Annotated in this window: 21 protein-coding genes; 3 read left to right on the forward strand and 18 right to left on the reverse strand. The window is 52.7% G+C overall.

The genetic code is table 11. From position 1 onward, the window contains the following. Positions 1 to 31: 31 nt before the first annotated feature. The 6 genes from HN413_10445 to sodN all read right to left on the reverse strand — a co-directional run bounded on the left by HN413_10445 (position 32) and on the right by sodN (position 5,711). A complete protein-coding gene (locus HN413_10445) occupies positions 32 to 823 on the reverse strand; it encodes a prolipoprotein diacylglyceryl transferase (protein ID MBT3390820.1) in 792 nt (263 codons plus the stop codon). Between the two features lie 2 nt (positions 824 to 825). Next, positions 826 to 1,452: a CDP-alcohol phosphatidyltransferase family protein gene (locus HN413_10450; GenBank protein MBT3390821.1), complete on the reverse strand. Its 627-nt coding sequence runs from the start codon at positions 1,450 to 1,452 to the stop codon at positions 826 to 828. A 191-nt stretch (positions 1,453 to 1,643) separates the two neighbouring features. After that, entirely contained in the window at positions 1,644 to 3,893 is a 2,250-nt protein-coding gene (locus HN413_10455) for a DNA translocase FtsK (GenBank protein MBT3390822.1), read from the reverse strand. Positions 3,894 to 3,920: 27 nt separating this feature from the next. Continuing rightward, positions 3,921 to 4,838: a DMT family transporter gene (locus HN413_10460; protein MBT3390823.1), complete on the reverse strand. Its 918-nt coding sequence runs from the start codon at positions 4,836 to 4,838 to the stop codon at positions 3,921 to 3,923. Positions 4,839 to 4,856: 18 nt separating this feature from the next. Further along, complete coding sequence (locus tag HN413_10465) at positions 4,857 to 5,153, reverse strand: hypothetical protein (protein MBT3390824.1); 297 nt, start codon at positions 5,151 to 5,153, stop codon at positions 4,857 to 4,859. 69 nt (positions 5,154 to 5,222) lie between these two features. Beyond that, positions 5,223 to 5,711: a superoxide dismutase, Ni gene (gene sodN, locus HN413_10470; GenBank protein ID MBT3390825.1), complete on the reverse strand. Its 489-nt coding sequence runs from the start codon at positions 5,709 to 5,711 to the stop codon at positions 5,223 to 5,225. Positions 5,712 to 5,978: 267 nt separating this feature from the next. On the opposite strand from sodN, the gene HN413_10475 reads away from it, so the two are divergent. From HN413_10475 to lysS, 3 genes are all read left to right on the forward strand, one after another. After that, a complete protein-coding gene (locus HN413_10475; protein MBT3390826.1) occupies positions 5,979 to 6,695 on the forward strand; it encodes a PIG-L family deacetylase in 717 nt (238 codons plus the stop codon). Positions 6,696 to 6,997: 302 nt separating this feature from the next. Continuing rightward, positions 6,998 to 7,465 carry a transcription elongation factor GreA gene (greA, locus tag HN413_10480; protein ID MBT3390827.1) on the forward strand — a complete coding sequence of 156 codons (468 nt, stop codon included), beginning with the start codon at positions 6,998 to 7,000 and terminating at the stop codon, positions 7,463 to 7,465. A 254-nt stretch (positions 7,466 to 7,719) separates the two neighbouring features. Beyond that, entirely contained in the window at positions 7,720 to 9,237 is a 1,518-nt protein-coding gene (gene lysS, locus HN413_10485) for a lysine--tRNA ligase (protein MBT3390828.1), read from the forward strand. An 80-nt stretch (positions 9,238 to 9,317) separates the two neighbouring features. Here lysS and HN413_10490 read toward each other — a convergent pair whose 3' ends face one another. The 12 genes from HN413_10490 to HN413_10545 form a co-directional block, all read right to left on the reverse strand. Next, entirely contained in the window at positions 9,318 to 9,998 is a 681-nt protein-coding gene (locus tag HN413_10490; protein ID MBT3390829.1) for a deoxynucleoside kinase, read from the reverse strand. A 3-nt stretch (positions 9,999 to 10,001) separates the two neighbouring features. Then, positions 10,002 to 12,326, reverse strand: coding sequence for a hypothetical protein (locus HN413_10495; GenBank protein MBT3390830.1), 2,325 nt, complete (start codon positions 12,324 to 12,326; stop codon positions 10,002 to 10,004). Between the two features lie 167 nt (positions 12,327 to 12,493). Then, on the reverse strand, positions 12,494 to 13,627 hold the full coding sequence (gene dnaN / locus HN413_10500) for a DNA polymerase III subunit beta (GenBank protein ID MBT3390831.1): 1,134 nt from the start codon (positions 13,625 to 13,627) through the stop codon (positions 12,494 to 12,496). A gap of 135 nt (positions 13,628 to 13,762) precedes the next feature. Continuing rightward, a complete protein-coding gene (locus tag HN413_10505) occupies positions 13,763 to 14,011 on the reverse strand; it encodes an NrdH-redoxin (GenBank protein ID MBT3390832.1) in 249 nt (82 codons plus the stop codon). Between the two features lie 120 nt (positions 14,012 to 14,131). Beyond that, entirely contained in the window at positions 14,132 to 14,536 is a 405-nt protein-coding gene (locus HN413_10510) for a response regulator (GenBank protein ID MBT3390833.1), read from the reverse strand. Between the two features lie 82 nt (positions 14,537 to 14,618). Continuing rightward, entirely contained in the window at positions 14,619 to 16,493 is a 1,875-nt protein-coding gene (gene uvrC / locus HN413_10515) for an excinuclease ABC subunit UvrC (protein ID MBT3390834.1), read from the reverse strand. A 114-nt stretch (positions 16,494 to 16,607) separates the two neighbouring features. Further along, on the reverse strand, positions 16,608 to 17,918 hold the full coding sequence (locus tag HN413_10520; GenBank protein MBT3390835.1) for an MFS transporter: 1,311 nt from the start codon (positions 17,916 to 17,918) through the stop codon (positions 16,608 to 16,610). Between the two features lie 219 nt (positions 17,919 to 18,137). Beyond that, complete coding sequence (locus HN413_10525) at positions 18,138 to 18,521, reverse strand: hypothetical protein (GenBank protein ID MBT3390836.1); 384 nt, start codon at positions 18,519 to 18,521, stop codon at positions 18,138 to 18,140. 12 nt (positions 18,522 to 18,533) lie between these two features. After that, complete coding sequence (locus HN413_10530) at positions 18,534 to 19,175, reverse strand: hypothetical protein (protein ID MBT3390837.1); 642 nt, start codon at positions 19,173 to 19,175, stop codon at positions 18,534 to 18,536. Between the two features lie 3 nt (positions 19,176 to 19,178). After that, positions 19,179 to 20,414, reverse strand: coding sequence for a hypothetical protein (locus tag HN413_10535; protein ID MBT3390838.1), 1,236 nt, complete (start codon positions 20,412 to 20,414; stop codon positions 19,179 to 19,181). A gap of 1 nt (position 20,415) precedes the next feature. Next, positions 20,416 to 20,802 (reverse strand): DUF2089 domain-containing protein, encoded by a 387-nt coding sequence (locus tag HN413_10540; protein ID MBT3390839.1) that lies wholly within the window; start codon positions 20,800 to 20,802, stop codon positions 20,416 to 20,418. A 91-nt stretch (positions 20,803 to 20,893) separates the two neighbouring features. Beyond that, positions 20,894 to 21,073, reverse strand: a complete 180-nt coding sequence (locus tag HN413_10545) for a hypothetical protein (GenBank protein ID MBT3390840.1) — start codon at positions 21,071 to 21,073, stop codon at positions 20,894 to 20,896. Between the last annotated feature and the right edge of the window lie 180 nt (positions 21,074 to 21,253).

The raw sequence follows: 21,253 nt of genomic DNA on the forward strand, positions 1-21,253 counted from the left end.
CATTGCGCCCTTGCGTTAGTTTTTTTGCTTGCTATTTTTTGCGGTGTCGCCAAAACAACGCCGCGCCTGCCGCCAGCGCGACTACGGCCATAAAGGCCTGATTGGCGTTAATACCCCCAAGCTGCGACGAATCGAGGCGCACAAATTCCAGCAAGAAACGACCCACCGGATAAACAATCAAATAGACCAGGAAAATATCGCCATTATGCAGCGATTTGGCAAATTTACGCCCCAGCCAGAGCAGCAAGGCCATATTGGCGAAACTCCATAGCGATTCGTAGAGAAATGTGGGGTGGAAATGTGTGAACTGTGTGAAACCGGCCACGCGGTACGCCGGTTCAATAAAAATTCCCCAGGGGAGTTCGGTTGGTCCGCCGTAAAGCTCCTGATTGATGAAGTTGCCCCAACGCCCGATGGCCTGCGCCAATGCCAGGGAGGGGGCAACGATATCGGCCCAGAGTAAGAAGCTGTTTTTTTGTTTGCGGCAGTAAAAATACAAAGCCAGCCCGCCGCCGATGACCGCGCCAGGAATTCCGAGACCGCCGCGCCAAATCGCCAGCGCATCCAGGGGATGGGTTAGATAGTAATTCGTGGTGATGCCCAGCGCGACCATGGAGGGCGGCGGTGTGAAAATATGCCACAACCGCGCCCCAATTACCCCGCCAATGAGGACCCAAACCAGACTATCCCAAACGAATTCAGGGTCTTGTTTACGTTGCTTGGCGCGATAAGCAGCCAGAAAGGTTCCGGCTACTGTGCCGAGCATAATGATGATGCCATAGAAATGTACGTCAAGTGGGCCAATGCTGAAACTGTTGGGCATAATTATTTCTTCATCTCAATATGCGCTTGCTTGCGCACATAGAGAATGCGCTGCAGCGCGGTGATATTTGCCAGCAAGGCGATAATGCCAATGCCGATAACAGGGATATTAAAAATCAGCGCGGGCACCAGCACAAAATAACGTTCCATGCGGGTGAGAATGCCAACCTTGGCATCGTAATCCAGCGCTTCGGCGCGGGCGCGCACATATGAAACCAGCATGGATCCGGCCGCGGCCAGATACACCAACAGGCTGGCAAACCAATATTCACTCTGATGGAAGTGATACAGCAACCCTAAAAATGTAATCAACTCTGCATAGCGGTCGGTGACCGAGTCGACAAAAGCTCCAAATGTGGATGGCTCGCCGCGCAGGCGCGCCATGGTGCCATCCAGCGCATCAATAGGCGCCATGACCAGAATAATCAACCCTCCGGTCAACATATCGCCGCGCGCTAGAAAGACGGCGCCGACCGTGTTCCCCGCCAGACCGATCAGGGTCATTGTATTTGGTGTCAGGCCCATCTGATTGAGAAATTTGCCGATGGGGTCGAAAAAACCCTTGAAGAGTTTTCTCATCATATCGGTAAAGGTTTGGGGTATTTCTTGGTTTTCAGCTAGTTGTGTCACGATACGTTCCTGTTTTATGAGGAAACCAGGAATACCCTACCAGGATTTTATTTGCTTGGTTTCCCGGCGTCCTCATGGATATTTGACGCTTTGAGCAATGTGTATGCTGCCCAGTACAAAATCTCTGAAATTTGGCGCAATTTGTACCAAGCATGAATGCTATCGCAGTGGAGATGGGCTGTCAAGCAAGGTTATTGCAGATAATCCATCCAGCTATCAGCTTCGTTAATCAGCACATCGCGTTCCTTGCCGCCGCCTTGAGACTCGCCAACCACCCCCAGGTCTTCCAATTCGTCAATCAGGCGTGCCGCCCGCGGGTAGCCGATGCGCAACTGCCGCTGGAGCATGGAGATGCTGGCGCGTTGCGTTTGCTGTACCAGTTTGATCGCTTCTTCGATCAGCCCATCGCGATCCGAAAGTACGGCTTCTTTTTCGAGCATGGCATCCCAGGGGGGCGTATCTTCGGCTTTGATCTGGCTGGATTTCTGCCAGAAATCAACAACTTTTTCCAATTCATGGTCAGTGATCCACACGCCCTGGACGCGAATGGGGCTGCCCGCTTCTGGCGGTAAAAAGAGCATGTCGCCGCTGCCCAGTAGATGCTCGGCCCCGGTGGTATCCAAAATCACGCGCGAGTCAATTGAAGATGCTACTGAAAAAGACATACGCGCCGGGAAGTTGGCCTTAATCAACCCGGTGACCACATCGGTGCTGGGGCGCTGTGTTGCGACTACCAAGTGAATACCCGTGGCGCGCGCCATCTGCGCCAGACGTACCAGATTGTGCTCGGTTTGTTCAGGAGCCGACATCATCAAATCGGCCAATTCGTCAATCAGCACCACAATGCGCGGCAGGGTTTCGCCATCTTTGCGGCGCGCCATCTTGCGGTTGAAGGTATCGATATTGCGCGAGCGTGATTCTTCGAGCAATATATAACGCCGATCCATCTCGCTGACCACCCAACGTAATACCCCTAGAATTCGCTCCAGGTCGGTTTCCACTTTGCCATACAAGTGCGGCAATCCGTTGAAACGAATCAATTCCACCATTTTGGGATCAATCATCACCAGGCGCAAATCGCGCGGGGTATTATTCATCACCAGACACGTTGTGATCGCCGCGATACTCACCGATTTGCCCGAACCGGTTGTTCCGGCGATTAACAGGTGTGGCATGGTTGATAAATCGGCCACTACAGCCTCGCCCGAGACATCGCGCCCCAGTGCAATTGCCAGCGGCGACTTGGTCTTGTGAAAAGCCGCCGACTCCAGAACCGCCCGCAAGCGCACTACGCTCGATTGCGAATTGGGCACTTCGATACCAATATACGCTCGGCCCGGCACCGGAGCCTGAATACGCAGCCGCGACGCCGATAACGCCAGCGCCAGATCGCGTGATAGCCCCGAAACCTGCGAAACGCGCACTTTGCGCATATGCGCAATTTCATCGGCGGTCGCGCCCGGTTTCTCAATATAGCCCGGTTCTACGGCAAATTGCGTTACCGTTGGCCCCACCTGAAAACCGACCACCTTGGCCGGGATGCCAAACTCAGCCAGCGTTTGCTCGATCAGCCCGGCGCGCTGGTTGATATGTCGCTCGCTGGGGCGATGCCCTTTTTCGGCAGAGAGCATCTCCAGACTGGGCAAATCTTCGGCACGCGTCAGTGGCTCGATAGGCAATTCATCTTGCGTGGGTTCAACTTTAAAACTCTTGCGGAATTCGGGCGCGACCCGTTGAGGTTTTTTCTTGGATGCCTGTGCCGCGGCTCGTTGTGAATTACCAAGATCGGCAGGCGCCACGCTGACGGCAGAGGCGCGTGGTCCTGCAATTCTCGGGGTAGATTCCGCCGAAAGGGCGCGTTCCAGCCAGCCCGTCAGCCACCCCACCAGATTTAACCCCATCGTGACGAAAATCAGGAAGGCAATCAGCGTGACCCCCAAAGCCAACAAATAGGGCATAAATGACTTCAACAACTCTGCCAGACCCCAGCCCACCAATCCGCCGTCCAGGCCAAGTTCGGCGCGTTCCAGCGTATTGGCGGTGAGATTATCATCCCGGATCAGCGTCAGCAATGCCATAAACGAGAAAGCCGCGCCCTCCAGGGCAAAAATGCGCCCCCAACGGATCGCGGGCATATCCTCCGCCCGGCGGCGCAGCAGGAACAGCCCAAGCGCACCAGTAGAAAGCACCACAAAAATGCTGCCCCAGCCTAGCCACCGTTTAATAAAACTAACCCACGCGGTGAGCAGTTTGCCGCTGGCTAACTCAGGGGTGAGAATGCCCAATAATGTCATCAGGGCAATGGCGATGACCAATACTCCGGCGATATCCCCGACGAAGCGCTCGAAGCGCAGCCATAGGCCCACAACCCGGTTTGAGAATTGAGATTGTGGGGATGACGGAGTTTTTTTATTCGCTGATGAGGAAGATGAGCGTGCCATACAAAAACAGACCCTACGGGTTTTTAATTAGCGACTACCAGCAACCCAGATGCCAGCCAGAATAAGTATAGCACCAAAACCCATCATCAAGGATGGCGTCTCCCCCAAGAGAAAATAAGCCAATACCGCCGATCCGATGGGTTCGCCCAATAAAGTGATCGAAACAAAAGCCGCCGATAGATAGCGCAAGGCCCAGTTAAAGGTTGAATGACCCAGGAGTTGCGGCACCAGCGCCAACAGCAATAACCACAAATAAGCCCGCGGTGGATGCCCGGCCAATGTTTCACCGGCGATCAGCATATACCCCAATAGAAAAATCGCCGCTACTCCGTATACCAGAAAAATATATGGGACAAGTGAAATTCCTTCGCGCAATCTACGCCCGATGAGCAAATACCCGGCTCCGGCCAATGCGCCTGCCAGGGCGAGTAAATCCCCCGTGAAGGCCTCCCCCGCCACAAAATCTGAGAACGGCGGACATTGCAGGCTGCCTCCCCCCAGGGTGCATGAATCACTCAACCCTACGATCGTCCCGCCGAGCAGCGCCAATCCCATACCCAATACGACAACCCGCCTGACTGGCTCTTTGATCGTTAGCGGGGCCAGAAGGGCTACCCACAGCGGCGCGGTGCTCACCAGCACCACTGAACTGGCAACACTAGTGTATTCGAGGGAGGTAATCCAGGTGGCAAAGTGCAGCGACAAGAAGAAGCCCGAAAGCAACGCCAGCAGTAATTCGCGCAGCGTGAGGGCACGGATTTCGGCGCGATGACGCCATGCAACCAGAACAGCCAAAATAGCCCCGGCAATGCTCAAACGCCCGGCAGCGATGACGATTGAGGCCATATCGGCCTGCGCGTAACGAATAAATATGGAAGATGTTGAAACGGCCAGGATTCCAAAGGGGATGGCGAGTTTTGGGGAGATGGGGGGGCGCGATTCCATAGCGCCGATTATAAACGATCAGCGTGGCTTGCGGATATGCCAGATGGCTTTGCCGATTAGATTTGTCGGGGAAATGGGGCCGAAGGTGGCGCTATCGATACTGTGAGGGTGCGTGCCGGTGACGAAGATTTGTGCGCCATCAGGTGAGATATGTTCCACGCGCTTTATCATCCGCCCGTAGATTTCATGCCGAAAGACAATCACATCGCCAGAACGCAAACGCCGGACGCGGACATTGGTTGCCAGTAGCACATAATCCCCCGTCTGATATCTGGGCGATAAACTCTCACCGGTGACTTTAATAATTTTGAGCATGAACAATGCCGAAAAATAAAGCTGTCAGCGTGACCCATGCTGACAGCTTTATTTTTCGGCTCTTTTTTTCTAGAGTTCGGGATAAACCATCTCCAACGCCGGAGCGTAGGGAGCTTTGGCTTTCTTGGTCTTTACGTTCTTGGTCGCCCAGAAAATCTCGGCAAACTGATTGACAGCCTCAACAAAGGCCACGCCCGCCTCGCGGTCGGCAGTCTGGCGCACCTTGGAACCAAGCTGCATAACTTTGTGAACCACGCCGGTCAGTTCGGGGTGTGCTTCAACGTGGTGATCTTTAATATAATCACCCCAGATAATGCGAACTTCGTGCTTGGCATTCTCGGCGTGCTCTTCTTTCACGGCAATATAGCGAGACATGCTGTTGTCGCGGGCAACGCCTTCGCTTTCCAGACCGGCCATCAAATCCATCATACGCACAACAGTCAGGGCGCTGATTTGGGCAACAATCGGGTCGTAGATGCCACAGGGAACGTCGCAGTGCGCTTTGGCTTCTTCAAAGCCGAGTTTCGTATCCAGGGTTTGAAAAATTTTGTGGAACATCGTAGCCTCCTAAGGGGGTGGATAGGGTTAAGAGTTAATTTGAAACTCAATAATTTAATTTATATATATCATAAATAATAAGACTATTTCTGTCAAGAATAGATGTGATTTTGCAGTGGAATCATACAAAATTCATATATAGGACTACGCAAAACGATGAGAAATATACCAAAAATAGGGGTGTGTGGGGTGCAAAGCACCCCACACACCCCTATTTTTGGGTTTTCTTTTGCGAAAGTGCGTAAGTCCTGATATATAATCTCACCAATGACTTGGATTTACCTCTCCCCGCATCTCGATGATATTGCCCTCTCGCTCGGTGGGCTGCTGTGGCGGCAAAGTCTGGCTGGTGAACGCATCAGTGTGTGGACGATCTGCGCGGGTGATGCGCCCTCAGGCCCACTCTCGCCCTTTGCCCGCGCTCTGCATCGGCGTTGGGGTGTGGGGCGCGAGGCCACAGCTGTGCGTCGGGCCGAAGATATTGAATCATGTCGTGTGCTGGAAGTAGCATACCGTCATTTTTCGCTGCCCGATTGCATTTATCGCCGCTCGCTGCGCACCGGTGAACCGCTTTATGCTACCGAAGAAGCCATTTTTGGCGAAGTTCACCCAGATGAAGCCGTGCTGGTGGATCAGTTGGCTCAAACCATGAAGGCTACCCTGCCCGTCGATGCCAAAATCATCATTCCCTGGGGGTTGGGTGGGCATGTGGATCATCGCCTGACGCGGGCCGCGGCTGAGCGATTGGGCTGCCCCCTGGGGTATTACGCCGACTACCCCTACGTGCTGGATGTCCCTGCCTGGGATGTAGGTGATCTGACTCCCCGGCAATATCCTATCTCGAAGGCTGCACTGGCAAAATGGCAATCTGCAGTGGCGGCACATCAATCTCAAATTAGCACCTTTTGGGCCAGTCGTGATGAAATGTACGCCGCGATCCAATTTTACGTTGAAAGGCAAGCAGGCGTGACCCTTTGGTGCTAGAATGAATGTTCTGTTTTTGCCCTTGTCATGCATAAAAACTTGTGCTAGAATTCTGCCCGCGGCGCAGAAAGTTATGCGTCATTTTTTTGTTCATGGCGCTTCTTGCTGATAATAATCTTCACTCATCCGAACGATTACGCTCAGTAAGAGGTTTTTTGTTACAGGATGGGGCGCAGACCATTATAGTTGTGCAGGCCCTAAGAATTTTTGCAACAACCAGAAGTTGTAACCACTCAAATGACTCCTTTTGGGATTGACCTATATTGAGCAGTTACATGAGCATAAAGGTGCAAGGACGAATGATGCCACCAACCTATTTGACCCAAGAAGGTTATGAAAAACTGCAAGAAGAGCTTGAATACTTGCGCACAACTCGGCGAAAAGAAGTTGCCGAGCGTTTGCGCGAGGCACTTGAAGATGGCGATGCAGGCGTCGATGCGGATGCCGAATGCGATGCCGCACGCAATGAGCAATCTTTTGTTGAAGGGCGCATTCGCGAACTTGAGTTGATTCTTGCAAACGCCAAGTTAATCTCAGACGAAGACAAAAACGGGTTTGTGCAAATTGGCACCAAAGTGACAATTAAGGAAGACGGTATGGAGCCTGAAGCCTATACTATCGTTGGGGCTGTTGAAGCCGACCCGCGCAACGGATTGATTTCGAATGAATCTCCCTTGGGGAAAGCATTGCTAACACATAAAAAAGGCGATCTGGTGACTGTAAACGCACCCAATGGTTCATTTACGGTATCGGTATTGAAGGTCGAATAAAAGTTAAGGCGTGATAAAATTTGCCCCGCGCCAATTTGTTGGTGCGGGGCTTTTTTATAGTATTTTGATACTACAAAAGTGTAGTTTTTTATCACGAATGATAACGAGTAACTCAAATAACACGAGTGTTTTTCTGTGAAATCTGAACCCCGTCATTATATTCGTGCCATTTGAGCCATTCGAAAAAATTCGTGATTTTCCAACCATATGGGATAGCGACTTCCGAGATATTCCCACAGACTAAGGAGTACAACATGGCGGCTGAGTTATCCAATTTAGAGCAAATTCGTATTGAAAAAATTCATGCGCTGCGTGCCGAAGGTGTAGAGCCTTTCCCTTCACGGGCAGAGCGCACGCATACTGCGCAGGCTGCCATCGAGGCTTTCGAGACGGTTGAAGGGGATGAGAACGCAGACTCGGTGATCGTCACATTAACCGGACGATTGCGTTCAATGCGCCCGATGGGTAAGATTACTTTTGCACATATCGAAGACGGTACAGGACGCGTGCAACTTTTCTTGCGCCTGAATGATGTTGGCGAAGAAGCGCTGCAATTTTTCAGCCGCAACTTTGATCTGGGCGATTTTGTACAGGCCACTGGATTAATGTTTCGTACGCGCACCGGCGAAGCCACAGTACGGGTTGAGGCTTTCCGCATGTTGGCAAAGGCAGTCACGCCGCTGCCAGCCGCAAAAGATGAAGTTGTGGATGGCGAAGTTGTGCAACATGCCACGCTCAACGATCCCGAAACGCGTTTTCGCCAACGTTATGCCGATTTAGCCATCAACGCTGAGGTGCGCGCCGTTTTCCGTAAACGTTCAGCGATTCTGCGTGCCTTGCGCGATTTTATGGATAACGAGGGTTTTCTCGAAGTGGAAACGCCCATCTTGCAGCCCATCTATGGCGGGGCGGCGGCGCAGCCTTTTGTGACTCATCATAACCAACTCAAGCAAGATTTATATTTGCGAATTTCATTCGAGTTATATCTGAAACGTTTGTTGGTTGGCGGCTTCGAAAAGGTCTATGAAATTGGGCGCGATTTTCGTAATGAGGGCGTGTCTTTCAAACACAATCCAGAATTTACCCAACTAGAATTTTATTGGGCCTATGCCGATTACGAACAGGTAATGGCGCTCACCGAGCAAATGCTGGCATTTGTGGCCAATCGAGTCTTTGGTAAGGGTACATTTGTATTCAAGGGGCAAGCGATCAATCTTGATCCGCCCTGGCAGCGCGTGGAATTGCGCCAGGGCCTTCTCGACAAAATCGGCATTGATATTCAGAATCACCTCACGAGCGAGAGTCTCGCCGCAGCGATGAAAGCCCAGGGCATCGATTCCCCACCCGGAGCCACGCGCGGCAAACTCATCGATCTACTGGGCAGCACCTATCTGGAGCCAACCTTTATCCAGCCGACGTTCCTCTATAATTATCCGCGCGACATTTCTCCGCTGGCAAAATCCATCCCCGGCGATCCGCTGACGGTGGAGCGGTTTGAGGGTTTTATCGGCGGTATGGAGTTGTGCAACGCTTTCACCGAATTGAATGATCCGCTCGATCAAGAGGCGCGTTTTGTTGAAATGGGGCGGGATTATGATGCCGATGACGAAGAACACCATCCCATTGATGAGGATTATCTGCGTGCCATGCGCTACGGGATGCCCCCGAACGGCGGTTTTGGTTTAGGTGTGGATCGCCTGGTGATGCTTCTGACGGATCAGCATAGCATACGCGAGGTGCTGCTATTCCCCCATTTGCGCAGCAAAGAATAGCCCCCACCCTTGTCCCCTCCCCCGTATCGGGGGAGGGGAATTGGTCGAAAAAAGATAAGTCGAAGCAATATTGCTTCGACTTATCTTTTTTTGACAATATAATTGCGCCCGTTGGCGACTTCTTCAGGGTCAAAAACGACCACATCTTTTCCGGTGAGTTTTTGTTGCACCTTTTGGACGATTAGCGCCAAATGGCCGGGGTGTTCGACAAAATCCATGTCATCGGCGGGGACGGTGAGTACCGGGCATAAACTGAAGTTGTTGACCCAGGATTCGTATAACTGGTTGAGTTGGTGCAAATAATCCTGGCTGATTTCTCGCTCGTAGTCGCGGCCGCGGCGATGGATGCGGCGCAGCAGCGTAGTTTCGGAGGCGCGCAGGTAGACCACCAGGTCGGGCGGGGGTAAGAATTCACTCAAAACCTGATACAACTCCCAATAGGTTGTGTAATCGCGCTCGCCCATCTGGCCTTGCAGGTGGAGGTTGCGGGCGAAGACCTCGGCATCTTCATACACGCTGCGATCCTGAATCACCGAATGGGGTTGATCGATCAGGCGACGATGAATGCGCAGCCGGTGGGTGAGAAAGAAAAGTTGTGAATGGAAGGCCCAGGTTTTCATATCCCGGTAAAAATCTGGCAGGTAGGGATTTTCAGCTTCCGGTTCGTAGAACGGCTGCCAATTCAGGTGTTTGGCGAGCATATTTACTAGAGTTGATTTTCCAACGCCAATATTTCCAGCAACAGCAATAAATTTTTTCATTTTTTAGTCCGCAGCAAGGAATGCTACCGCCCGCCCAACTGGATTATCCATGATTAATTCAAGGTGGTGGCCGGGCCGATAGCTTGAAACCTCGATCAGGCGCAAACTATTTTGCAGATGAACCTCATCAAGGGCAAATTCGATCAGACGGTTGGGGGTGTTGTAAAAGAAATCGCGATTAAAGATGACATCTTCATCATCCAGATAAATTGCCAGCGGGTATATGCGCGCTTCCACCAAATCTTGGAAGAAGTGTGTCCCGAAGGATGGTTCCGGGGCAGGCCCAATTCCGGCTCCGGAAAGCTCAATCAGCGAGTCGGTATTATAAATTTCTGAGTAGCGGATATTGACACCCAGATCGGGGTTGCGTGTACCCCAGCGCCCAGGGCCAATGCAAATGAAGGTGTCGTTTGCCAGTGCAGTGTTGAGGCGCCCGATAGTGCGCCCTAATTCGGCGCGCGCCGCCGAGGTGGGCAGTGCGAAATAGCCCTCGGGAGATACATATAAAACATAGCGAATATTTTTCACTTTCCCTTGCGGCACCATGCGGCTGGTTGAGAAGATAATTGTATCTTCAGCCAGGTGTTCGGGGATATGCGCCTCTTCATCTTCAGCGTGGCTTTGTGGACGGCATTGCAAAATCGAAATGGTCAATTCCGGTGTCAGGTTTTGTAGTTCTTTTAGGCGGATAGTAAATTCCATATCTACAGGGGTTTTATAGTAATGTTCCAGCATCGTGAGAATGCGTTTCATCCGGTCGGCAAATTGGGTACGTTGAATCAATGTATCAAAAGTCAGCACAACATTTTGGACATCTTCATCTGAGAGCAATGAGCGGATGGGCATAAGATAGCCACCCTGATCAAGTTCGCCGATATAGCGTAGCAGCGGGTAACGCCGGTCGAGCACATTTTCGATTGGCAGGCTTTCAAAACGATTTTCTTTCAGATTGATCACATCGACAGCGTGCTGCGAGTATTGGCGAATCAGCTTGGGGGCTGATTCTGGGCGCAGATGGGGATGGCTGAGCGCCACCAGACGAGGATAATCGGTGCCCACGCGATCTACTGCCCGCGTGCCCATTCCCCAGACCAGGCGTAAAAAGCCATCTTCGCTGCGAATTTGAGGCGACCAGCGATAAAGATTGCGGCTGAAACCAACCCCGGCCGCGTGCGGGAAGTAGTAATCGCCATATTGCTCCCCCTCTACAACCTGAATCAAAATTGCCAACCGTTCGTCATAATCTTGCAGGCCCATGCTGCGGCGGTAGAGCAGCGCATCGGGGTTCAGGCCGCTGGCGAAAACATGAATAATCGCTTGCGTAAGATCGCGCAGATTTTGTTTGACTGAACCCTGATTAGGGCAAAATACGCTATCGTACTTTCCGGCAAAAGAGGTGCCAAAATTATCTTCCAGCAAACTGGATGAGCGCACAATTAGCGGTTTGTCCCCGACTTCGTCGAGCAAGGTGCGCAATTTTTCGAGAATATCATCCGGGAATTCGCCTTGCGTATATTCGGCTTGAATTGTGGGGTAGTCAGCGTGAATTTGCGCTTCAGATTTGTATTTTTGATCATTCCAGTGCAGCAAATTATTGTATGTCATAAAGGCATACATTACATCGGAGCCGATGAAAAACGACTCTGGAATGCACAGCGAATCGCGAATATCATCTTCAGCAACTTCGCTAAGAATGCGCGCGGCCAGCAGCATCCCCGCTGCCTTTCCGCCAATTTTTCCCAGCCCAATTTTGCGCCTTCGAATTTCCATCAAATCGCTGGCTGTAAACCAGGCTTTGGCAATATTGATATAAGCCAGTTGATCGCTGATCATGCGGCGGATGAGTACAACGATCAACTCGTTGTAACGGTGTTGATAATGGGCTTTTTCTTCAGCAGGCAAGCGCTCAAGGGCCAGCGCGTGCTCAAAGAGCATTTCCTGGGGCGCCAGTTCCGGATTGAAGGACACTTCAATCTCATCTGGGCGTGAGCCGCGTTCGGCGACAACATCTTTGACAATGCGTTCGAAATCTTCGTAACGCAAGTTGTAGGCAAAATAAAAATCGGTGAGATGCGTGCGGATGCGCGACATGCGCGTTTCCCAAATCTCCTCAGTTTCTTCCCAGAGCGGATCGTGCAACCCCTCGCGCGCCTGCGATTGAATCGCTTTTTCGCGTACTTCGGCCTCGAAATTTTTGGGCGAGATAATTCCGCGTTCAAAAAGCTCGCGACGCATACGGGCGCGAATCCGCGTGCGCAAAATTGGGTATTGCGCCAAGGCCAAGTGAATGCGTAAAGATCGGTCGGTGGATGGGCTGGGTAATGTCATGTTTTCCTAAAATCGCAACTGCAAGCGGAAAACTCGAAAAATAGGGGTGTGCGGGTTACCAAGTAACCCGCACACCCCTATTTTTCGAAAATTTTCCACGACGCGGCGAAAGCCCTATAAGGCCCGAAGCCGCAATGGCTTTGGATGAAAACGAAACACAGGTGAAATTAATTCCCCAGGTGCATGGGCATAATGACGTGCAAAAAATCCCGATTACTTACCGGGCGCAACATGCCTGGGCTGGTGTCGGCGGTAGTTTCAAGCGCAACCGTTGGCGTTTTCATCACCTCCAGCGCCTCGCGCAAGAAACGCACATTGAAGGCAATCAGCACTGGCGGCCCCTCAATTGAAGCATCCACCACCGCCTGGCTGGAGCCGGTTTCCTCCGATTGGCCGGAAATTTCCACCGTGCCGGGTTGCAGTTCGCCCCCTGGGGTGATGCTCACCCGCGCAATCAGCGTGCCTTCGCGGGCGAAAATCTCGGCTTGTTTGCAGGCTTTCAAGAATGCATCGGTTGAAAGTACGGTACGGGTTTGGTGGCCGCGGGGGATGATTTGCTCGTAATCGGGGAAATTCCCCTCGATGAGTTGGGAAGCCAGCTCAACATTTTTTGTGCGGAAAATCACGCGCCCGCTCTGGGGTGGCAGCATCATTGTGACGGTTTCACTGCCATCGGAGCTGATCCTGGCTAATTCGCTCAACGCCCGAGCGGGAATCACCGCTTTGATGGGTTGCCCCACCGGGGAGGAAAGTTCCGCCGAGCGTACCGATAATCGGAAGCCATCCGCGGAGGCAAAGGTCATCTTGTCGCCCTCCACATTCAGCAATACCCCGGTGAGAATAGGGCGGGCTTCATCATTCGAAGCCGCAAAGACCACCTGCTGAATCATCTCTTTGAGATCGGCCACATTGAGTTGGATGCCGTCCCGCATGTCGGGGGTGGGCATGGGGGGGAATTCTTGCGCATCGATACACTTCATATCCGTGGTGGATGAGCCGCAGCGCACATTCATCGTTTGTGAGCGAATATCGAGGTTCATGCTGACTTGACTAGAGGGCAAGGTATTGATTAAATCGGTAAACGTGCGCGCCGGTACTGTGGTGGAGCCTTCTTCCTCAATCTTGGCGCCAATCCAGCAGGTGATGCCCAGTTCCAGGTTGGTTGCCGAAAGGCGTAAACGCCCTTCATCGGTGGCGACCAGAATATTGCCCAGCACTGGCAGTGTGCTGCGCGGGGAAACTGCACGCGATACGATATTCAAACCATGGGTGAGATTCTCTTGCAGAACAGAAACTTTCATGTTGCTCTCTCCTCAATGGGTATGCTGTTAAAGCCTTGCGGTACGAGTAGTGTTGTGCTACGAGTATACAACGGGAAGCGCAAAAACTCCAGTTCGAGGCCTTATCTGAGACTGAAACGCACCACGCCGATTGCCTCAGGCTAGCGTTTCGAGTTTCTGATTTAAAACTGTGTTGGAGGGTTCAACGAGAACATCGCCATCGGGGAAGATAATGGTTGGCACACTGCGATTGCCATTGTTGAGTTTTTCAACCTGGGCGCGTGCCTTGTCGTCGTTACTAATGTTGATCCATTCGTAGTCAGCGTTTGCTTTGTCGAGCACGCGTTTCGCTCGATGGCAGTCTGGACACCACGCTGTTGCGTAGACGATGATTTTTTGGCTCATGGCAGCCTGATTTACTGGATGAAAGTTAGCACGGATGGGAGTATCATAGCGAGAATAATTAAAACGCCAATAATAAGCATAACCGTTTGCGATGTTGATCGTCTTCTTTTTGCTTGTTTTTTAGCCATTTTTTGATTTCCTTTCTATAAATTGATTACGGCTTTGTATAGCCTGTGCTATTTTATCCTCTAATTCGTCAATGGTCACTGGTTTAAATAGGTATGCATCCGCGCCCAACCCAACCGCCTCATTAATCACCGTATCGGTGACTTCAGAGGAGAGCATAATCACCGGAAGCGCATCTAAATCGGCGCGGCTGCGGATATATTTGAGTAAATCGATGCCGGTAACAATGGGCATGTTAATATCTAAAAGGATAATATCGGGTTTTTCTCCGGCCAGCAGCGTTTTGGCAGCCCGTTTGCAATCGAAAAAGGAGCGCGTTTCATAATCCAGCAGGCGCAGCATCAAACGAATGGCCTGGATCATTTCCCCATCGTCTTCGACATACCATGCAGTTTTCATAATATCCTGATACTCCAGGTGACAGGCACTTTGCTTACTCGCTTTGCACGAAATACTACACGAAAGTGCCTGTCACCTTTAGCTACTGTAAATGCGCTTTGACGGCGGCAGCGGCGTTGACGTTCATTTTGGGTGCGGCAGCGAGTTCTTTTTCGGAGGCCTGGCGGATGGCGTTGATGGAGCCGAAGTGTTGCATCAAGGCTTTGCGGCGTGCCGGGCCAATGCCGGGGATGGTGTCGAGTTGGGATGTGATCCCCAAGCGGGAGCGCTGCTTGCGGTGAGCCGTGATAGCGAAACGGTGCGCTTCGTCGCGGATGCGCTGCACGAGATAGAGTCCCTCGGATTTGCGGGAGAGCAAAATAGGGCGCGGCTCTCCGGGGGTAAATAACTCTTCCTCACGTTTTGCCAACCCCACCACAGGCACCACATCAACCAGCCCAAATTCATCCAACACCTTGACGGCACGACTCAACTGTCCTTTGCCACCATCCACAATCAACAAATCGGGCAGAGCGGAAAAAGACGCATCGGGTTTCTTGGCTCCGGGGCTGTCATCCTGCTTCAACTCTTCGGCGGCCTGCCAGCGGCGGAAGCGGCGCATGAGTACTTCTTCCATGCTGGCGAAATCGTCGGGGCCGACCACATTTTTGATGTTGAAGCGGCGGTAGTGCTGTTTGTTGGGCACGCCCTGTTCGAAAACGACCATGCTGCCGACCATGGCTGTGCCTTGTGTGTTGGAAATATCGTAACACTCGATGCGGGCGGGCGCTTTGGGCAGATTGAGGGCTTCATGCAGTTCAGCCAGCGCCTGAGTTTGGCGGTGTTCGTCGCTTTCCCATTGGGTTTTGAGTGCCTTGAGCGTTTCGGCGGCGTTCTCAGCGGCCATTTGCACCAGTTCGCGCTTTTGGCCGCGCTTGGGAATTTTGATTTTTACTTTTTTGCCCGAACGTCGGTTTTCCAGCCATTGGTGGATAATTTTGGTTTCTTCGACTTCGTGGGGTAGCAATACCTGGGGCGGAATGCTGGGGCTTTGGTCGTAGAATTGTTTGACAAATTCGCCCATTATGTTGGCGTCGGGGGTATCGTCGGTGCCTTCCATGAGGAAGTACTCACGCCCGATGAGCCTGCCGTTGCGGATGAAGAAAACCTGCACGCAGGCTTCACGCTCGGAGCGCGCCAGGGCGATCACATCGGTATCTTCGTAATCTGATGATAGCACAATTTTTTGCCGGGCAACGATATGCTGGATGGCGTCGATCTGGTCGCGTAGCGCAGCGGCTTGCTCGAAGCGTAGCTCGTTGGCCGCGGTCTGCATATCACCACGCAACCGATTGACAATGCCGTCGGTGCGCCCGCGCAAAAATTCGCCCAAACTGCCGATCATGGCGCGGTATTCGTCTTTGCTGATGGCCCCAATGCACGGCCCGACGCAGAGCTTGATGTCGTAGTATAGGCAGGCGCGCGTATCTTCGCCGGTGATTTCGCGGTTGCAGGTGAGGTAAGGGAAGATGCGCCGCAGCACATCCAAAGTTTGATGCACCGCCCATACGCCGGTATACGGCCCGAAGTATTGCGCCCCGTCTTCGACTACGCGGCGGGTAACGGTGACTTTAGGGTAATCTTCCCCCCAATGGAGTTTGATGTAGGGATAGCGTTTATCATCCTTCAGGCGCACGTTATAGAAGGGCTTGTGCTTTTTGATCAGGTTCATCTCCAGGATCAGGGCTTCCAATTCGGAGCCGACTACGATCCATTCGATGTCGCGGATCTTATGCACCAATTGGCGCGTGCGCGGATGATCTTGCCCCCCGCTGTTGAAGTACGAGCGCACGCGGCTGCGCAGATTGACGGCCTTGCCCACGTAGACGACTTTTCCGGCTTCGTTTTTCATCAGATAGCAGCCGGTTTTGGTGGGCAGGGTGTCTAATATGCCCTGAAGTTGATCGGAGATTTGCATCGTGGGGATTCTATCATATCGTTTTTAACGCCAGGGCGCGAAGAAGCAAAGTCGCAAAGATTTTCCAGGTTTTTTCTTTGCGGCTCCGCGTCTTCGCGCCCTGGCGTTATGTTTTTATCCTTCGTCGTGGTCGGGAAGGATGTCTTCGGCGTTGCGGATATAAGGGATGAAATACCCCATCAGGCCCCCCAGCGCGGCAGCCAGACCCACAAACGCGATTAACACCCCCATGCCTGCGCCGGGGCCGGTGCCGAAAAGCGGACCAAAAACCGCGGCTAACCCGCTGGAAGATTGCATGGCCGGTTCCATAACGAAGTCGGCCAGCGTGCCGCCGATGATGGGCGAGATCGGCTGTGCAAACCAGGCAATCAACCGCCGCGCCGAGAAAACGCGCCCCTGCAAGTCGGGGGAAACTTTGCTTTGCCAGATGGCCTGATTGGATGTGTTGATGAGCGGGAAGAAGAGCGCGGCTACGCCCATCACAACAATCCACAGCGTTGGCCCGGCATCCAGGCCCATCAAGGCGAATAAAATACCGCTCATCATCCAGCCCAAAAGTACACCATGCACGCGGCGCTTGAATCCGCCCCAGGCGCTGATGATGACCGCCCCTAAAATACCACCCACGGCCCCGGCAGTTTGCACCGAGCCGAAGATGAGGCTGTCTTGTCCGGTGCGCGCCAGAATCATAGGCGCAAAAACGGTAAAGCCAATGCCGCTAAACAGATTGCCGAAGAAAAAGATGATCTGCAAACCGAGCAGGCTGGGGCGCTCAAAGATGTATTTGAAGCCGTACAATCCTTCTTGCCAGAGACTGCCGGAGGCTTTTTCGCCTTCGGTGGTCTGTTTGGGCTGCGGAATGTAGACCAGGAGCAGCGCCCCAATGGCAAAGAAAAACGTAACCAGGTCAATCAGCATAATCAGTGCGAAGCTATCAAAGGGGCCATCCAAACTGAGCGCCAAAACCGCGCCAGCCAGCATGGGAGCCAACACGCCCGGCCCGGCTTCAACCATGGACATCATGCCGTTGGCGCGCCCGTATTGCTCTTTGGGAACCATCGTGGTGATAGCCGCAGAATAGGCAGGCCATTGGAAGGTATTCCCGAGGCCATTGACAACCGCGGCAACATAGAGATGCCAGAATTCCAAATGTCCCGTAGAATAGAGAATCAAAATGCCTGCTGTGGAGAGTACCGCGCCCAAATCGCTGAGCATCATCATCAGCTTGCGGTTGTAGCGATCCACCATCGCCCCAGCGATGGGCGAAAGTAGTAGAAACGGTGTGATAAATGCCACCTGCATCAACCCCATTGCCGTGGCGCTCTCGGTTTGTTTATACATCCACAATGTCATACCGAAGTTGGTCATCATTGAGGCTAACACCGAGATAATCTGTCCCAGCCAGACAATGCTGAAGCCTAGCATCCCGGTGGGGCGTTTTTGCGTTGGTTGTTGCATGGGGGCACTCCTTGTTGAGTATTTTTTGCGCACGACCCTCACCCTGACCTTCGCTATCTCTTCGTTTTGCTCAGAGCTTCGGCTCAGGGTGAGGGCGATGTAGTGTAAAGTCTGATTTTATCCCTTACGTAGAAGGCGCACAAGCCAACACTTGTGCGCCTTCTGGCATGGAGGAATAAGTTGTTTTTACTCTATGAAAACTTCAATGTGTTCGCCATCTTCGGCGTCTACCACATCGACGATTTTCCCGGTCATGCCTTCGGCAATCGCCTCACTGACTGCAGTACCCAGTTCTTCAAAATCGACATCGGGCGTGAATTGGGCGGCAATATTCAACCCGGCGTCAATAAGTTTGAGTGGCAAATTGACATTAACTTTGGCTTTGCCCTTGTGCATATCGGTGACGCGCACGCGCAGCCAGCGTGCTCCGCTTGGGTTGGTTTTATCGCTGCGTTTGGGTTTATCGCTGCTGGCGCTGAGCGCTTTAAGCAATTTTGCGCCCTCATCGGCAGAAATTTTGCCTTCTTGTATCATTTTCAGAATTTTCATGCGTTCTTCGGCTGTGGTCATGGGTTGTCTCCTCTATCCAATAAATACCTGTACGCGCTCACCGTCGTCGCCTTCGCTGACATCGACAAAGAGCGGGGTATCTTCGGTTTTGCTGTCGCCCAGGGCCAGGATGACTTCGTCCAGGCCGGTGGCATCTATATTGGGGATCAAATGCCCAAAGTTCCGTAAGCCCCAAGCGGAGAGGCGGATGGGCAGCGGAAAGCTGATACTAATCCGTTGGGGTTTTTCACCCGTTTTTTGCTTGACGCGTACATGCAACCAGGGCGAAGTTTGGCTGCTCCAGGCGATAGCCATAAACAGCACCCCGATTAAAAAGGGCATCCAGGTGCAGGCGAACCAGAAGCCAAACCCCGACGCGTGCCAGGCCCAATACATGAGCAATCCGCTGAACGCGGTAACACCCGCCCCAACGTACAACGGAATCAGCCACCAGCGCTTCCAGCGGGCGATCTCTTCGGGGTCGGGGGCCATGTTTTCTTCGCCGCGAATCTCATTGGGGAGAATTTCTGCCTCGGTAGCAGAATCCACACCGGAGGAGTTATGCTCGTCCGGTTCGGCATTCAGCGCTTGCAGCAGATTGAATCCCTCCTCTGCGTTGATAATGCCCTGATCGATCATCCCCAGGATTTGTTTGCGTTCTTCGGAAAGTGGCATGATTTATTTGCCCTCCAACGCTGATAGCAACTCTTCGGCCTGGTCTACGCTGATGCTGTTGTCTTGCAACATTTTGAGAATGAGCAGGCGCTCTTCGTCGCTGACCGGATCGGCGCCAGTTTTGGCGGCGGATTGCAGCGCGTCCACATCAATGGAAAACGATTTATGGGATTGTTTGCGAGTTTCGCGCACCGCTTTGCGTTGGGCGGCGGCTAGTTTTCGCTCCAGGTTGGCCTGGGCGCGTTCGGCGGCTGCCTGGGCGCGCTGTGATGCCTTCAGGCGGGCCTGCTCGAGGCGTTGGTAAATTTCTTGTGAACGCTCGGCGGGCAGACCGGCTTCTTCGAGGGTTTTTGAAAGGCCGGATAAGTGTTCGTTGAGTGAGCCAAGCTGGGCTTCGATTTGTTCGGTAGCCTGGCGGGTGATGCTCTCGGCCATGCGGCTGAAATCGCCCTCGAGATGGATGTCAAAAGAGTCGTCATTATCCCAATCGGAATCCAGGCCGACGAGTTCAATTTTCCCCCCGGCGTTGAATTGGATGCTGGTGCCGCCTTCACCAAATTCGGCGGTGTACAGCCCTTCGCGGACGGTTTCGCTGCGATTTGGGAAAGAAAGCTGAATTTTCTGCGCCCCGCTGCTGAAAGCAATTTCGGCGTTCAGGTCTTCGGGGGCATGGCAGCGAAGATTGCCCCCCGCAGTGATGTTGTAGGCCTGCCAGGGCACGGGCGAAATTTCGATGCGGGCGCTGCCCCGGGCTACGGCAGTCACGCCGCCGCTGACATCGCTCAGGCGCAGGTTGCCGCCGATGCTGGCGGCAGCGAATTGACCATCAATATCGCGCACACGCGCCCCGCCGCCAATTGTGCCCACGCGCAAATCGCCGCGCACGCGTTTGGCCGAAAATTCGGCGCCCACGTTTTCGACGTTGGTTGCGCCGACATCGCGCAGCGTCAGCCCGCCGCCCACAGTGTGGATTTTGGTAACGCCCTCCAGGGCTTGCAGGCGTACATGTTTACCGACCTGCTGAATATTCAATTTAGAATCGTGTGGGGCGTAGAGAATGCAATCTTCGGGGCAGCTAATCTTTAGGGCTTTATCGCTCAATTCAAATACAATTTTGTTTTCGCAAGTCGTTTTTAGCAGCGCTTCACTGCGTTTCCAGCCCTTGATGTGCAGGTCTCCGGCAACTTGCTCAACGAATATTTCGGGCGCAGGCCCGAGTTCGAGTGATTTTTGCACCATCTCAGGCCTCGCCTTCTTCGAGCAATTTGATGGCGTCTTCGTAGCTGATTTGCCCCGCATCCAGGTCTTCGAGTACTTTGCGGCGGGCAGTTTCGGAAAGCGCGCCATCTTCGGGGGCGCCGGGTTCGTGCCCCATCGCCCGAATGACTTCGTGCAGCCGATTGCGAATGGTCGGGTACGAGAGATTTAGCTCTTGCTCCATGCGATTGATTTTGCCTTCGCAGCGCACAAAGGTTTCTACAAATTCGAGTTGCTTGCTGGAAAGTTGGGCAAAAAACGTACCCGCCGAAAAACGGCCTTCGTAGGTTGTATCGCATTCGCGACAGTAAATTTTTGTAACTGTGACTTCGCCGCTGCAGAAGGGACATTGGGTAGGGAGAGTGTGCATAGGGCTTTACCTTTCACTAAAAAAACGCCCGGAGGTTCCGAATTGCAAAACAGGGTTGCTGACCGGTATCCCCGGGCGTGGGGGTTGTATCCTAACCGGCGTGCAATACTGTGCCGTATTGATGGCGGGCTTGCAGACGGCGTCCCACGCGGATTAACAGCGTCCCTAAGATGGACAACAAATCATGCTGCGCCGGGGAAGGGGGGATTTGGGCGGCGGCTTCAAGTGTTTGGTGCTGGCGAATTTTTGCCATTTCAAATGTTGCGTACATGTGGTGCTCTCCTTGTGAAAATTAGGTGGCACTTAAATCTAAATGATATTGTACGCAAAAATATTAATTTGTCAATAGTAAAACTTGAAAATATTGAAATTTGTATTGTTATTATTAATATTCCGCGTATTCGTTCAGTCAGTTGAAAACCGAAAACAGACAAGTGAAAAAAGTTCGGGA

This window comes from Chloroflexota bacterium (assembly GCA_018648225.1).
GTDB lineage: Bacteria > Chloroflexota > Anaerolineae > Anaerolineales > UBA11858 > NIOZ-UU35.

Bases quoted from the DNA above. Each gene is read 5' to 3' on its own strand.
- HN413_10530 (MBT3390837.1), bottom strand. From the start codon at position 19,175: ATGCCACTTTCCGAAGAACGCAAACAAATCCTGGGGATGATCGATCAG.
- greA (MBT3390827.1), top strand. From the start codon at position 6,998: ATGCCACCAACCTATTTGACCCAAGAAGGTTATGAAAAACTGCAAGAA.
- HN413_10535 (MBT3390838.1), bottom strand. From the start codon at position 20,414: ATGGTGCAAAAATCACTCGAACTCGGGCCTGCGCCCGAAATATTCGTT.
- sodN (MBT3390825.1), bottom strand. From the start codon at position 5,711: ATGTTCCACAAAATTTTTCAAACCCTGGATACGAAACTCGGCTTTGAA.
- HN413_10465 (MBT3390824.1), bottom strand. From the start codon at position 5,153: ATGCTCAAAATTATTAAAGTCACCGGTGAGAGTTTATCGCCCAGATAT.
- HN413_10445 (MBT3390820.1), bottom strand. From the start codon at position 823: ATGCCCAACAGTTTCAGCATTGGCCCACTTGACGTACATTTCTATGGC.
- HN413_10495 (MBT3390830.1), bottom strand. From the start codon at position 12,326: ATGACATTACCCAGCCCATCCACCGACCGATCTTTACGCATTCACTTG.
- HN413_10505 (MBT3390832.1), bottom strand. From the start codon at position 14,011: ATGAGCCAAAAAATCATCGTCTACGCAACAGCGTGGTGTCCAGACTGC.
- HN413_10545 (MBT3390840.1), bottom strand. From the start codon at position 21,073: ATGTACGCAACATTTGAAATGGCAAAAATTCGCCAGCACCAAACACTT.
- HN413_10510 (MBT3390833.1), bottom strand. From the start codon at position 14,536: ATGAAAACTGCATGGTATGTCGAAGACGATGGGGAAATGATCCAGGCC.
- HN413_10490 (MBT3390829.1), bottom strand. From the start codon at position 9,998: ATGAAAAAATTTATTGCTGTTGCTGGAAATATTGGCGTTGGAAAATCA.
- HN413_10520 (MBT3390835.1), bottom strand. From the start codon at position 17,918: ATGCTAGGCTTCAGCATTGTCTGGCTGGGACAGATTATCTCGGTGTTA.
- uvrC (MBT3390834.1), bottom strand. From the start codon at position 16,493: ATGCAAATCTCCGATCAACTTCAGGGCATATTAGACACCCTGCCCACC.
- HN413_10540 (MBT3390839.1), bottom strand. From the start codon at position 20,802: ATGCACACTCTCCCTACCCAATGTCCCTTCTGCAGCGGCGAAGTCACA.
- HN413_10475 (MBT3390826.1), top strand. From the start codon at position 5,979: ATGACTTGGATTTACCTCTCCCCGCATCTCGATGATATTGCCCTCTCG.
- HN413_10455 (MBT3390822.1), bottom strand. From the start codon at position 3,893: ATGGCACGCTCATCTTCCTCATCAGCGAATAAAAAAACTCCGTCATCC.
- dnaN (MBT3390831.1), bottom strand. From the start codon at position 13,627: ATGAAAGTTTCTGTTCTGCAAGAGAATCTCACCCATGGTTTGAATATC.
- lysS (MBT3390828.1), top strand. From the start codon at position 7,720: ATGGCGGCTGAGTTATCCAATTTAGAGCAAATTCGTATTGAAAAAATT.
- HN413_10460 (MBT3390823.1), bottom strand. From the start codon at position 4,838: ATGGAATCGCGCCCCCCCATCTCCCCAAAACTCGCCATCCCCTTTGGA.
- HN413_10525 (MBT3390836.1), bottom strand. From the start codon at position 18,521: ATGACCACAGCCGAAGAACGCATGAAAATTCTGAAAATGATACAAGAA.